This window comes from Phocaeicola sartorii JCM 17136 = DSM 21941 (genome assembly GCF_054653615.1).
In genome coordinates, this window is record NZ_BAAIFW010000005.1 from 2786484 (window position 1) to 2801300 (window position 14817).

Consider the following 14817-nt stretch of genomic DNA (forward strand, 5'->3'; position numbering starts at 1 on the left):
GATAAGAAAATGAGAACAGTTTTTAAAAGCTGGCAACTTATAGCCATGAGTGTAATGATGGTGTTTGCAACATCTTGTGAGAAAAATAACGGAGATGATCCAAGTCCCGGCAAAGTGTTGGGCGGAGAAGGCAATATCCTGATAGCAACCACAGTGAAGAATCCCGATGGACAAAGCGGACAGTCGTATGTGCAACAAATGCCTGAGCTATCGGGGACCTTGAGCATGAGCAAAGGCATTCAAACCGGTTTTGGAACCCCTATATCTATCGTGGGAAACGATGTCTTCGTCTTTCCAGAGTTTGGCGGCAAGGGCACACAAACCATCATCCGATATGCACGCTCTCAAAAAGGTTTGGAGAAAGCCGCAGAAATGCAGATTATTCCCGACTCCAACCCTAGCAACCTGACGCAAGTGAGTGCGGAGAAGGCTTATATCCCCACGTATGTTTTGGGGCGAATCATGATTGTAAACCCGAAGACCCTGGAAAAGAAAGGAGAAATAGACTTGAAACAATATGCGCATCATGACGCAAGCCCCGAACCGGCTCACGGCATCTTGCGGGAAGGCCTATACTACCTCCCGCTCAACCAGCTTGCCGAAAACTGGATGCCTTATGCTGACTACAGGCAGGTGGACGTAGTCATTATTGATACTAAAACCGACCAAGTGGTAAAAGTAATTTCCGAAAAGACGAGCGGTCTTTGTTTTCCTACCCGTCCTTTCCTCAAGGAGATGATATTTACAAACGAACAAAATGACATTTACATCGCTTGTGCAGGTTATTTCGGATATGACCCCACATACCTGAAGAATGGATTTGTCTGCATTCCGGCAGGCAAACAAGAGTTTGACGAAACCCAGACGTGGGATATAAGCGGCACAAGCATTGAGGGAAGCGCCTATAAAGCGGCATCCGTATTCAACTGCAAGTATATTGGACATGGAAAGGTTGCCGCCTATGCAGGTATTGTAGAGCTGAATGGCAACAATCCTTATACGGCACGCAACGCCATGGCGGTGCTGATAGACTTGAACAGCCGAACAATCAAGAAAATTGAAGGAATCCCCTATACAGATGGTTATAGCGTGGCAATAGAATATCATAATGGCGAGGTCTTTTTTGCCGCGTATGGTGTAGACGCTTCGGGAATCTTTGCATACAATCCCATAACAGGAAAGGTACGACAGGCACTGTCGGCAAGTGGAAATATAGCATATATGCACTTCTTCAACTAAGTAACAGCCCAAATACAAAAGGACAAAGACGAAAGTTGAGACACCGGCTTTCTCTTTGCCCTTTTTCATCGGATGCCTGATCATGGCACGAACGGCAATGATCAAGAAAAGAAACACTTCACCTTTTAAATAACCTCCTTATGAACAACCTCTCTCAGATTCTTAATTCCGCCACAATGGGACACCCCCGTCGATTGCGTCCGCTGATATGCTGGACCATTGCGGAATATTTATTCCGTGGCGCACCTTACGGAAGCATGCTTCTTGTGGTATGGGAAGTATTCAAGCCTCTCCAGCACCCCGGAACCACAATCAATCTCATGAATATAGCAGGGGCGTGCGCATTCCTCCTCCTCTCTCTCATCTGCCTTTGGCTCATCGGAAAGAAAGCCTATCTGGTAGCCTATCGTGACGGCTACGAAATATGCTGCGACGGCCGTCTGGCTGTAGTCAGCCACCTGCGCCGTCTGCCGATGAGCTTTTTCAACAGCCGAGACCCCGGAGACATCGGTGCATACATTGTCAGCGACTACAACAATGTGGAGATGCTCACCACACACCTCATCGGCCAGTTCTTCGGCGGTCTGGCTATGCCCGTTGCCGCTTTGATATCGCTCGCGTTCTTCAACTGGCAATTGGCTCTGGCAGCTGCGGCCGTCATTCCACTGGCATACCCCATGATGCTGCTCACCAACCATTTTGTGGCGACATTGGGCAAGAAACATCAGAAGATAAAGACAGATGCCGCTTCGCGTATGATTGAATATATACAAGGTATCCGGCTGATAAAGGCATTCAATCTGAGCGGCAACAAGTTTGAACGCCTGGAACGCTCCTTCCGCAACCTTAAGCAGGAAAGCATCCGCCTGGAAGCTGCGCCCGCACCGACCATCACACTGGCTTCCACGCTGCTGAACGGTGGCCTGGTGCTGCTGATGTTGCTGGGATTCCCGATGCTGCTGGACACTAAAATCTCCATGCCCGTATATATCATGTTCCTGCTGGCAGGATCGGTCATTTATGCCCCACTCATCAACGCGCTGGCCTTTATAGCCATCATCAACTACATGAAGTTGGGAGCCGAACGCATCAACACTCTCTGCAAAACACCTGTACTTCCGGAAGGAACGATAGAGCGCACTCCGGCCCCTACCATAGAGTTCCGTCACGTAACCTTCAGTTACAATGCCAATATCCCCGTACTCCGCGATGTGTCGCTCACCATTCCGGAAAAAGGACTGACCGCCTTTGTCGGCCCGTCAGGATCAGGCAAGACAACACTGACACGCCTCATCGCCCGCTTTTGGGATGTGGACAAGGGGGAAATCCTGCTAGGCGGACAAAATATCAAAGACTACACCGTACATACACTGATGCAGCAAATTTCCATCGTCTTCCAGGATGTGTATCTCTTTAACGACACCATCTATAATAACATCCGCGTGGGACGTGAGACCGCCACCCGTGAAGAAATAGAAGCCGCCGCACGCAAAGCCCGGTGCCATGACTTCATCACAGCCATGCCCGGAGGCTACGGCACGATGGTGGGCGAAGGTGGAAACACACTCTCCGGCGGGGAAAAGCAACGCATATCCATCGCCCGCGCCATCTTGAAAGACGCACCTATTGTATTGCTGGACGAGGCGACCGCTTCGCTCGACCCCGAAAACGAGGCGCATATCCAAGAGGCCATCAACGATCTGGTGAAAGAAAAGACCGTGGTCATCATCGCCCATCGGCTGGGAACTGTCGTTAACGCCGACAATATTGTGGTGATAGATAAAGGACAGGTGGTACAACAAGGAAGCCACCAAACGCTTCTTGAAAAGGAAGGACTGTATCGAAGCCTCTGGCAGGAACAACAACGGGTGAAAGGATGGAAATTCCAGCAATCAACTAAACAGCAAGACCATGAATACAGATAAACGTAAGACCGGGCTGGCACGATTGATAGAAATTGCCGGCACTAAACGTTGGCTGCTCATCGGATCGATGCTGCTGGCCGTCATCACCGCCATCGTACAGTTTGTACCGATTATTGCGGTGTACAATATCCTCATCGAACTGGCGGAACATGCGCTTGCCCCCTCATTGATTGACAAAGCATACATCTGGCAATGGAGTTATGCCGCATTGGGAGCTTTCTTCGTTTTCGGAGCGCTCACCTTCGCCTCACTGATGCTCTCACACATTGCCGCTTTCAATATCCTGTACGAAATACGGATGCAACTGGCACAAAAGATGGTCCGTCTGCCGTTAGGGTTCTTTACCCGCAGAGCTTCGGGCGAGCTGAAGAAAATAATGAGCGATGATGTGGAACGCATCGAATTGTTTATCGCCCATCACATCCCCGACATCGTAACCGCCGTACTTTTTCCGCAGATTCTTATCGGCTACATGTTTGTCGTAGACTGGCGGTTGGCTACCGTAGTTTTGGCAGTACTGGCGGCAGCATTCTATGTGATGGGGAAGATGTACACCGGAAAAAAAATCCGGGAGGTGTCCGAGCGGTATGTGGAGAGCCTGGGCAAGATGAATGCCGGCATCGTGGAATATATCCGAGGAATCCAAGTGGTAAAAACCTTTACAGAATCAACCGATGCCTACCGAAAACTGAATGACGATATCAAGGAGTACCGCAATTTTTCAAATGAGGTGAACTTGCAGTACGAACCTACCTATGTGGGATTCCTCACCATACTCTCTTCGGCGCTGCTCTTTATCATCCCTGTAGCTGTATGGCTGCTTGTCGGGAGTGCCTCGTATGCGGCTTTTGTACCAGTGGTGCTGATGTTCCTGCTTTTCGGCGTGACTGTTTTCTTCCCCGTCCTTAAACTCTTGTGGATAGGCAGCTTCTTGAATCAGAATAACATGGGCGTGCGGAAGATAGACGATATCCTTTATATGGATGAGATAGAAGAGTCTGCCACTCCCCGATACCCCCGGGATGCCTCGGTGGAGTTTCGCAACGTATCTTTTGCCTACGACACCACACCGATACTCAAAGAGGTATCTTTCATCGCCCTCCCCGGCACGGTAACAGCCTTGGTCGGTCCTTCGGGAGCCGGGAAAAGTACCGTAGCCATGCTTGCCGCCCGTTTCTGGGATGTTCAAGGCGGAGAAATTCTGATAGGAGGAGCACCCGTCAAAGAGATTCCCACCGCGGTGCTGATGAATAATGTGGCTTTTGTCTTTCAGGACAATATGCTCTTCTTCGATACTATCGAAGAGAATATACGTATGGGAAACAAGACAGCAACCTTTGAAGAAGTGGCACAGGCAGCCTGTGCCGCTCAATGTCATGAATTCATCGAGGCTCTGCCCAATGGCTATCAGACATTGGTGGGCGAAGGAGGCACGTATCTCTCCGGCGGGGAGGCGCAACGCATCGCCCTGGCCCGTGCCATACTGAAAGACGCCCCTATCATCCTGCTGGACGAAGCCACCGCTTTTTCCGATCCTGAAAACGAAGGCAAGATACTGGAAGCGTTCTCTTATCTCATCATGGGAAAGACCGTACTGGTCATCGCACACCGTCTGGGTACAATTACGGATGCAGACTGCATTCTTTATGTGGACAAGGGAGCTGTGGCCGAACAGGGAACTCACAAGGAACTGCTTTCTCTCGGAGGCTTGTATGCCCGTATGTGGGAAACGTATAACCGGACCAAAGAGTGGACGATCGGAGAAAAGAAATAGCCACAGAGACCGGACAAGAGACTTGAAAGGCAGGAAAGAAAATAAAGAAGAGAGCATAAAAAGTCCTGTCAAACTGAATGATCAGTATTCACAGGACTTTTCAGCACTCTACTGCCCCTCAGGATATAAAAACCAATCTTTATAATCCTTGCCAAAAGAATCCCTCCATTGTTTAAACTTGGGATAGTAGGTGGTAATAGATACTTTCTCAGGAGGCCACTTGAATTCAATGTTACTGATATTTATGGCAAAAGGCATGTTGTCTTCTGCAATATAGTACATTGGATTACCATTGGAATCCTGACTCAAATCACTACCTGTGCCACGTAAACTCTCATCGGCCACACTTGTCGGTTTATATCCTGACAAATGTACTTCATGGGAACGTTCATTTACAAAGACAAAAGGATTGTAAGGAGGATAAGCATCCATGTCACTTACTTTATCATATTTCTTAAACCCGATCACTACAGTCACAGGCTTTTTGAGAACGGGCTTTATATTGGGAAAAAGAACTAATACAGGCTTTTCCGTGTCCGGATCAAAATGATCGGCAATCACATTGCCATCTTGACTCACCCGCACCAAATCTATATGTTCTTTCCCCACATCATCCAACTGGAAGCCAAATCCATTGGTATAAGTGGCGCCATCATTCATCGGAGTAAAAGTTGTAGTGGTGCGTACCAAGGCGTTAGAAGATTTATCTTTCACTACCGTACTGGAATAATATATCACAACATCATTCATGTCATAATCATTCTTATCAGGCCAATTGTCCTCATAAGCCAAAGCCCCTTTGACTACATACGAAATTTCATCTTTATTTACTTCATCCGGTATACTGGGAGTAGACTCCACAGAAGAAGGAATAGATGCCATAATAGCAAACTGCACATCATTAAAGCGCATATCCACATTATCCTCCATAGCCATAAAGAAACAATTGTCAAGTTCAGGATCGCTTAACAGAACTGAACGTTGCTCTTTATTGTCATTATACGCGGGATTAGAATAACGAAGCAATGCACCTTTCTCTTTTCCGAATCCCATTCCTAATAAGACCCATCCAATATGCGTTCCTTTAGGGAACTCATCCTCATAGTTGCCATTTTCTTTATTCCAATATTTTAATCTTATTTGTTCACCGACTAAAGATTTAGGGGCATTCTTACCGGAACGAGGTATCAATATAGTCTTCTTTATAGTAGCTATATCTACAGTCTCCCCCTCTTTATACGTATAATAAGCGACCATATTCTCCCAAGCGGTAGAGGAGAAATCAAAATAAGTAGCTACCAGACCGGTAGCTTTAGTGATTACCATATCATTATTTCCTGATGTACGTAGTTCCGGAAATCTTTCCAACAGATTACGATTATCCACCAGTATAGAACGGCTCAAGCTGCTGCATCTTTCTAAAAAAGCACCAGGAATATCCAACTTCTCAGACAATAAATAATCAGGAACTCCATTTTCATCCCAATGCCCCAGCACATCATATCCATCAGGGTATCCCACTCCTCCCATTATTGCTCTAGAACGCCCTCCGGCAGACAATTGCGCTTTATAATCAGCATAATTAAAGGTTAGTCCGTCTGCTAGCAATTCCAACTCAACAGGTGATACGACCAATACATGATCCGTTACCAGCCATACCTTTTTCAAGTATGCCGGCAAAGATACTTTGGAGATAAATTTACCATTCACATCAGTCGAAGCAGCATAAATGGGATTTATATCTTTGAACTCCCACGTATTTCCAACCAATTCCATAGGATATTCATCATACAGATAAAAAGCAGTCTGTACTTTCATGCCATAGTCAATGACAAGTTGGCAATTACGTGTAGTGATAAAATCAAAAAAGTCGTCTTTGTTGATTTTTTTCTCCTCTTCTTCCCCTCCACCCGTGTATATATCATTCATATTACGCGAGCAAGCCACAAAGAAAATTGATAAGCAGATGATCCAATATTTTGTTTTCATAAAGTAATATGTGATTATTTCCGGCAAATATAGGAATAAATAAGCTCACCTGCAAAATCATAAGGGAGGAGTTTTGCTCGTAATGGATCATTTTGTTCAAACCGCTTCGTTGCTGACGGAATCGAATTTCTAAGAATTCTTCTTTATTCATTTTTCTCATAATCTTTTTTGCATAAAGATCAAGAGAATAAAGACAACGGGTATTTTATCGGGAGCTTACAAACAAGCTGAATCATATATCAATTTTTTTCAAGGATCCGTAATCCGGAGTTGCCAAAAGGCTACAGCAGCCGCAGCAGCCACATTGAGCGAATCCACCCCATGCGCCATAGGGATACGGACCACATAATCGGCTTCAGCGATTGTTTTGTGAGGAAGCCCCTCCCCCTCCGTTCCCATCACAATAGCCAACCGAGGTTCTGCCGCCAACATGGGATGATCTATAGAGACAGAATCGTCAGTCAACGCCATGGCAGCAGTACGGAAACCGAACTTGTTCAAATCGCCAATCGTACCATCCAACCATGTCCATGGGACTAAAAACACCGAACCCATAGACACCCTTACCGCACGGCGATTTAACGGGTCGCAAGAATTGTGTGTCAACAATACTGCATCTATCCCAAGAGCAGCCGCCGAACGGAATATCGCCCCGATATTGGTAGTGTCCACCACACCGTCAATGACTACAATCCGCCGGGCATCCCGGCAGATCTCCTCCATAGAGGGCAACACCGGACGACGCATAGCACATAGTACACCACGTGTCAGAACATAGCCAGTCAGCGTAGCCAACAACTCTCTGTCTCCCGTATAAACGGGCACATCACCACAACGCTCGATAATGTGGGCAGCACTACCAGAGATATGCTTGCGCTCACACATAAGAGCAAGAGGTTCATATCCTGCATCCAAAGCCCTACTAATGACATTGGGGCTTTCGGCTATAAACAATCCTTTTCCAGATTCCATACGCTGACGTAACTGAGCTTCCGTCAACGTGCAGAAAACATCCACTCCGGAATGTGTCAACGATGATATTTCAATAACAGGCATACACGCTTATATTTTACTATTTTCAATTTACATTCCAGTCTCCATTGTTACAGCTACCTTTATCACTCCATCCTGTCGGTTCTCAAAAATCCGGTAAGCCGTCTCTATCTGATCCAGCGGGAAACGATGTGTAATTAATGGAGTGGTATCTATTTTTCCCACCTCTATCAAGCGGAGTATCTCAGCACAATCACAACCATCTACGCCACCGGTTTTGAAAATCAAATTCTTTCCATACATGTCCGGCAGAGGAAGAATCTGAGGACGGTCATAAAGAGCCACCAAAACAACGACAGCATTAGGGCGCGCACATTCCCATGCCAAGCGGAATGTATCCTCCCCTCCTGCTACTTCAAAAACTACATCCGCACCACCGTGTGTGCTACTTTGCAATATAAATTCCTTACATTTATCCGGAGTGACAACTTCCACTTGCGGATAATGTTCCCTAACAAACCGGATTCTTTCGGGGGATTGTTCACAAACAACAATGCGCCGCGGCTTCCTCAGCATCACGCAAAGCAAAGTACAGATTCCCGTAGGTCCCGCACCAATGACAAGCACCGTGTCCTCTTCGGTAATCTCCGAAATGCGAGCAGCCCAGAATCCTGTAGCAAGGATATCTCCTACAAACAAAGCCTGCTCGTCAGTCACGGAATCGGGAATACGATTCAAACCTTGATCAGCGTAAGGTACGCGAACATACTCCGTCTGCCCACCATCAATCCGGCATCCCAAGGCCCATCCCCCATTAGGATCGGTGCAATTATTCACATATCCATGCCGGCAGAAAAAACATTCCCCACAAAAGGTTTCCACGTTGACGGTAACCCGATCGCCCGGCTTGACTAATTCAACATCACTTCCCGTCTGCTCTACAATACCCACCATTTCATGCCCCACTGTTATTCCGGGAACGGCACGTGGCACACCACCATGTTTGATATGCAAGTCACTGGTACAAATACTTCCGAGAGTGACGCGCACAATAGCATCACTCGAGTCTTTCAACTCAGGCTTCGGTTTCTCTATCAATTCAAATTTCCCCTGCTTAATATAAGTATATGCCAACATGGAATTTCCTTTTCTTTTTTAACGGTTACTTTTATAAAACAATGCAAAGATAATATACTGACATAAATAACAGCCACCATTTGCTGACAAAATGGCTTTCATTGTCACTTTGCCTCGCGTCTCAACTGCAAACAAATTCTGCAAAGGTTTAAAAGCATCTCGATATTTATTAAAATTATCTTCACAGATTTAAATTCATTTCACTTCCGGCTGACATTTTGCCATCAGGCATATACTTTGCAAGGACATCAGTGTATCGCCAAAAGCGACAAGATAAAAAGATTTAAAAAATCAATCTAGTAACAATTTAAAATATAGGAGATTATAATTATGATGCCGACTAGAAAGTATAACAATCAGAATTGGTTACCAAGTATTTTCAATGATTTCTTTGATAATGAATGGTTGACAAGAGCGAACGCTACCGCCCCTGCAATTAATGTCATTGAAAGTGACAAAGATTATAAAGTAGAGGTTGCTGCTCCGGGTATGACTAAAGAAGATTTCAATATCCACATCAGCGAAAACAACGAACTAGTGATCTCAATGGAGAAAAAGAATGAAACAAAAGAGGATGACCATCACAACAGAAGATATTTACGTCGTGAATTCTCTTACTCTAAGTTCGAACAAGCTTTGATTCTTCCCGAAGATGTGGTTAAGGAAAAAATCAGTGCCAATGCCAGCAACGGCGTTCTGACTATTGATTTGCCTAAACGCACTCCTGAAGAAAAAGCCAAAGTGAACAGGATCATCGAGATTCATTAATCACAGATTCTGAATAGTTGCAATCGGACAGTTTATAAGGTACATTTGCGATATACTATTATTTTGCATGATATAAAAGTGCCTTACTTCCGGAGTTTTACAAAAGTGCTGCCACTGCTACCACCTTTCCCACTGGAACCACGATGAACAGGACGTTCCAGAGGGTGGTGGCAGCACCTTTTTTTATGCGGTAAAAAGGCTGCTGCCACCACCTTTCTCTATTCTTTCCGACAGTGAGATACCTCGCGGCTATCCTGCCGGGGCGCACCTGTTGATACGTATGGCTCGCCTTGTTCATCCGTATGAACGTGTACACGGGCTACAAGTTTCAACCAGTTCCGTCAGGTTGAAACTTTAGTTCCATCAAGATGCAACCAGAGTTCCACTGAATTGTTACTGTGGTTTTGACTGTAGGCAACTGTAGTTCTGGCAGGATGCAATCAGATTCCCATTGTAGTTTAACGCTTTAGGTTGACTACTCCTTCTTCTTACTTGTAAGGATGGTTGACGGAGTTAATACTTAGTTATAATATCAGTTGACTCTTTCAACATCAGGCTACAGTCAGTGTTTTGTCCGCCGGTGGGTTCCATTCTGTCAGTCCGGCTTCAGCATTCTGTGGGTCCATTCCCATCTCCTTTTCCCGGCGTGTGGTAATCATCTCATGTATCTTCCCCTTCTTCCGTCCGTTTTGGGGTAAAAAAAAGGTAAAAGTGGTGGCAGCACACCTTTTTACCGCATAGAAAAAGGTGCTGCCACCACCCTCCGGAACGACCTGTTCATCGTGGTTCCAGTGGAAAAGGTGGTAGCAGTGGCAGCAGTTTTACCAAACTCTGTTGTAGGTGGATAAAGCATCCCGTGTGCACGGAATGCTCCGGATACGTATGTCATTTTCATGGATGGATCATCATAGAAGGATCAGCCGAAACGATGAACTGATATTCGCTCCGACAGAGGAAATGGTTAAATGGGTTACAATAAGATTACGATTGAGGAAAATTTAAACAGGAACTAAGGAAAGTGGGCTTCTTTTTTATTGCACAAGCATTAAAATCACAGATTTTTAGTAATTCTGGAAGACTTTTATAACCTCTTTATTTATAAGAGGTTTGAGAGAAAGGTTAAAATAGAGGTAACGAATTGGCAACCGTGTTTATTTCTGCGCTTTGCTGCGAGTTGCTGTCAATGTCTCTCGTCTTGTTGCAAAATTAGGAATAAAAAACGGGAATACATCAAAACGTCCCATGATTTTTTTATCACAGGACGTTTTTTATCTTCGATGAGTATATCCGATTCAATCGTTACCTCTATTTTCAGTAAGTTATCGGCTATGATTGCTGAAATTTATACTTTAATCCATACTCTTCCAGCTTGCTGTACAGCGTTGTACGTCCTATTCCGAGCAGTTCGGCGGCAACCTTGCGGTTACCGTTCGCCTGCTTCAACGCACGTAAAATCCGTTCTTTCTCTTCCGCTTCGTTGCGCAAGGAGAAACTGATGGGAGAGGTCGGTTTTGTCACAGCAAGTTCCAGATGCTCTTTCGTGACAAGTCTGGTCTGCGCTTGCAACACCGCACCCATGATTTTCTGTCGAAGCTCACGGACATTGCCCGGCCACGCATGGGTCAGCAATGTTTTACGGGCTTCTCCGTCAAATCCGATAACGTCGCATTCCAGTTCTTGGTTCGCAATCTCACGGAAAAACTCCGCCAACGGCATGATGTCCTCCTGACAGTCGCGTAACGGCGGGACGGTTATCTCGAAGTCATGCAGGCGGTATAATAAATCCTGCCGGAAACGTTTTTCGTTCACAGCCGCCTCTAAATACTCATTGGTGGCGGCAATGATACGGACGTTGAAACTCTTGTCCGTTTTGTCTCCTATCGGGCGGTATCTCCGCTCCTGTATGGCTCGCAGAAGCATCTGCTGGGTTTCCATAGCGAGATTACCCACCTCGTCCAAAAACAATGTGCCACCTTCCGCTTCGTGGAAATAACCTTTCTTGCTGCTGTCCGCACCCGTGAACGCTCCTTTGACGTGTCCGAAGAATGCCGACGGAGCAAGTTCTTTGGTGAGTGAACCGCAATCCACCGCCACGAACGGTTTTCCTGCCCGTTTGCTCTTATCGTGCAGAAGGTGGGCAATATGCTCCTTGCCCGTGCCGTTCTCCCCGAATATCAGTACACTCATGTCAGTAGGAGCCACCAGCCTTATTCGTTTCATGATGGCCTGAAATGCCGAGCCGTCACGGGAGAACACCGGCATACGGCTTCGCCCGATATTCCGTTCTTTTAAAATGGTACGAAGTAAAGGGACGAGTTTGTCCTCCACAAGTTGTTTGGGTATGTAGTCCAACGAACCGAGTTTCATGCTTTCCACTGCCGTATGTACTTCGGCATAGTCGGTCATGATGATGAACGGTTGCATCATTCCTTCCTTGCGCATCCAGCGCAAAAGGTCGATACCGTTGCCGCCGGGCAGGCGCAGGTCGGAAACCACTATGTCCCCGTCTGCGGCTTGTTGCAGATATTTCTTCACGGTCGAGAGGTGGAAAGCCTGCACGGTGCGGAACCCCTCGCGTGCCAGCAGGTTGCAGACGAACTCGCAATACACGATGTTGTCCTCCACCACGATGATTTTTGTATTATCCATTATTATATTTTCTCCTTTCTTCTTTTGCCAGCCGGATGATTTCCGAACCTTTATCCAGTACGGCAGTCACAGCTTTATGGATAGCCTCGTTATTTGATATGCATTCGCTATGAAGCAATTTGTATAGTTCCCTTAATGGCTGGTCGGCACGGAGTATCTCCCACGAGCTGCGCAGATGGTGTATAAGGGCTTCCAGTTCTTGAAAATCTGTCTTTTGTTCCGCTTCCCTAATTATCAGCATTTCCTTTTCGGTTTCCGCTATCAGTTTATCCAGCATAACGGTTTCATTACCGTAGGACAGCAGGGAGGTGAAATCCGGCTTTTCATTCCGGTTGCCTTTCATGGCGCACTTGTCTGAAACCTCCATCAGTTCCGATATGGAGAACGGTTTGAGCAGGCAACCGGAGAAACCACGTTCCATAAGTTCCTCCTTGCTGCAACTGCCCGAAGCGGTTGTCACGACTACCGGGATAGTCTTTGAATTGCCCACATTGGAGGTGCGTAGCAGTTCCAACAGCTCGAAGCCATTAATCTCCGACATATTCAAATCCGTAAGCAACAGACTGTATTCTTTCCGGCGTATCATTTCCATCAGCTCCGCAGCACCAGTGCAGGTGTCGCAGTGTATCCCTTCCTGCGCATACATCTCTTTAAGCATCAGTAGCAACACTTCGTCATTGTCGACAGCAATTACCTCATGATACGCCTCATTATGGCGGACATATCCTTGACGGGATTGTGCTGTCTGTTCATCAACTATCGGCATAAGTATTTCCACCGTGAAGCGGCTGCCTTTGCCTTTTTCGCTGTCCAGCCGGATTGTGCCGCCAAGCATTGCCACGATACGCTGCACGATGGATAAGCCCAGCCCGAAGCCGTCCTTTGCGGCGGCATTAGACAGACGTTCAAAAGCACCGAATACACGTTGTTGTTCCTCATCGGTCATACCTGTTCCCGTATCTTCAACAATGAGTTTCAGTGTACCGTTATCATAATTCGTTATCAGGGATATACTGCCGTTATCAGTGAATTTCATGGCATTAGACAACAGGTTGTTCCCGATTTGGATTATTCGCTCTTTGTCAGTTAGCACAACGGCATCACATACGTTCTTCACTGTCAGCGATAGCCCTTTGTTCATGGCTATTGGCATGAACTCCGTTTCAAGTGTGTGCGTGATTGCTGAAATTCGGCAAGGTGAAAGACGTGGTTGTTCTTTGCCATTGTCTAAACGGAAGAAGCCCAACAAGGTATTGAGCATATCCCGCATACGGTCTGAGGAGTGCTGTATGCTTTGAAGAAAATGCACATTGTTTCCATTGCTGCATTCCTTCCATAACAATTCGGTATAGCCGATTATTGTCGTCAATGGTGTACGCAACTCATGGGTAATAGTATGTACCGCTTTCTTTCGGGAGGCTATGAGTGCCTCATTTTGCTCGATTGATAGCTTCAGTTGCTCAATTAGATCTGTCGTTTTTCGTTTGTACCGCTTGATACGTTTGGCATCCCTGTGTATGATTATATAGGAGATAATCAAAAGTAATAGAACGAAGCCAGTCAGACCTCCAATCTGTATAAACGACTGCTCACGCATGGTAGCTATCTCTATGTTTCGCTTTTGCAAGTCAGCTTGTACTTTTTCATCCATTTGGCGAATTAGTTCTTGCAGTTGTCGGTTAAGTTCCACATTCCTTGCAGCAAGACTGTCGGCGTGTTCCGATAGATAGTGGCTTTGCGCCTGTTGTTCGGCTATCATATCCCGGTTGAGGGAATGGAGCATCGTGGTGGTTACGGTTGGTTTTGGTCTTTCCTTCTTGCCGAATATGCCAAGAAATCCTTTTCGCTTTGGCTTTTGTGGTTGCTCCTGTACGCTTTTCTGCACGATTACAGGAACCTGACGGGCTATCTTCTCGTTGAGAGCCTGCTGTTCGTCAAGTACTTGAACAATCCAGCGCATTTGCAGTTCTTTATCTGCAAGAAGATGGCGCACGCTGTCGATGCGCTCTACCGGATAAATCGTTTTGAAACGGCACAGCATACTGTCCATTGCCATACGCTGAATATGGTAACATTCTAAATCTTCATCATCCCATTCCAATACGCTTTCGCCTAAAAGAGAAAACTTTATCAGCTGGATATGGATAATGTTTATTTCCTTACGGAAACTCTCTATCTGCCGGTTCATAGTTTCTAGTCTCTCCATGTCCCGCCACTCGCTGAACCAAGTGTAAACGATACCGCTCACTAACAAAGCTATCAGCAGGTAACCCATGGCCGTCAGTGTACGGATATTTTTTATTTCAATAACTTGTTTCATGAGACATCATAAGACCGCTATGT

General features: G+C 46.2%; 9 protein-coding genes. 4 read left to right on the forward strand and 5 right to left on the reverse strand.

Annotated features, from left to right (window positions below; genetic code table 11):
• Positions 1–9: 9 nt before the first annotated feature.
• The 3 genes from ACYQ0C_RS11835 to ACYQ0C_RS11845 all read left to right on the forward strand — a co-directional run bounded on the left by ACYQ0C_RS11835 (position 10) and on the right by ACYQ0C_RS11845 (position 4938).
• The gene (locus tag ACYQ0C_RS11835; RefSeq protein WP_016277857.1) at positions 10–1239 is read left to right on the forward strand and encodes a DUF4374 domain-containing protein; all 1230 of its coding nucleotides are present in this window, start codon (positions 10–12) and stop codon (positions 1237–1239) included.
• A gap of 140 nt (positions 1240–1379) precedes the next feature.
• Complete coding sequence (locus ACYQ0C_RS11840) at positions 1380–3164, forward strand: ABC transporter ATP-binding protein (protein WP_016277858.1); 1785 nt, start codon at positions 1380–1382, stop codon at positions 3162–3164.
• Positions 3151–4938 carry an ABC transporter ATP-binding protein gene (locus ACYQ0C_RS11845; protein WP_016277859.1) on the forward strand — a complete coding sequence of 596 codons (1788 nt, stop codon included), beginning with the start codon at positions 3151–3153 and terminating at the stop codon, positions 4936–4938. The genes ACYQ0C_RS11840 and ACYQ0C_RS11845 overlap by 14 nt, the downstream gene beginning before the upstream one ends.
• 108 nt (positions 4939–5046) lie before the next feature.
• Here the strand turns inward: ACYQ0C_RS11845 and ACYQ0C_RS11850 are convergent, their stop codons facing one another.
• The 3 genes from ACYQ0C_RS11850 to ACYQ0C_RS11860 form a co-directional block, all read right to left on the reverse strand.
• A complete protein-coding gene (locus ACYQ0C_RS11850; RefSeq protein ID WP_016277860.1) occupies positions 5047–6927 on the reverse strand; it encodes an LruC domain-containing protein in 1881 nt (626 codons plus the stop codon).
• 249 nt (positions 6928–7176) lie between these two features.
• A complete protein-coding gene (locus ACYQ0C_RS11855; RefSeq protein WP_016277862.1) occupies positions 7177–7983 on the reverse strand; it encodes a TrmH family RNA methyltransferase in 807 nt (268 codons plus the stop codon).
• 27 nt (positions 7984–8010) lie between these two features.
• Complete coding sequence (locus ACYQ0C_RS11860) at positions 8011–9057, reverse strand: alcohol dehydrogenase (protein WP_016277863.1); 1047 nt, start codon at positions 9055–9057, stop codon at positions 8011–8013.
• Positions 9058–9387: 330 nt separating this feature from the next.
• Between ACYQ0C_RS11860 and ACYQ0C_RS11865 the strand changes: the two genes are divergently transcribed.
• Entirely contained in the window at positions 9388–9825 is a 438-nt protein-coding gene (locus tag ACYQ0C_RS11865; protein ID WP_025018471.1) for an Hsp20/alpha crystallin family protein, read from the forward strand.
• 1326 nt (positions 9826–11151) lie between these two features.
• Here ACYQ0C_RS11865 and ACYQ0C_RS11870 read toward each other — a convergent pair.
• On the reverse strand, positions 11152–12474 hold the full coding sequence (locus ACYQ0C_RS11870) for a sigma-54-dependent transcriptional regulator (protein ID WP_016277866.1): 1323 nt from the start codon (positions 12472–12474) through the stop codon (positions 11152–11154).
• Positions 12467–14794, reverse strand: a complete 2328-nt coding sequence (locus ACYQ0C_RS11875; protein ID WP_016277867.1) for a hybrid sensor histidine kinase/response regulator — start codon at positions 14792–14794, stop codon at positions 12467–12469. The genes ACYQ0C_RS11870 and ACYQ0C_RS11875 overlap by 8 nt, the downstream gene beginning before the upstream one ends.
• Between the last annotated feature and the right edge of the window lie 23 nt (positions 14795–14817).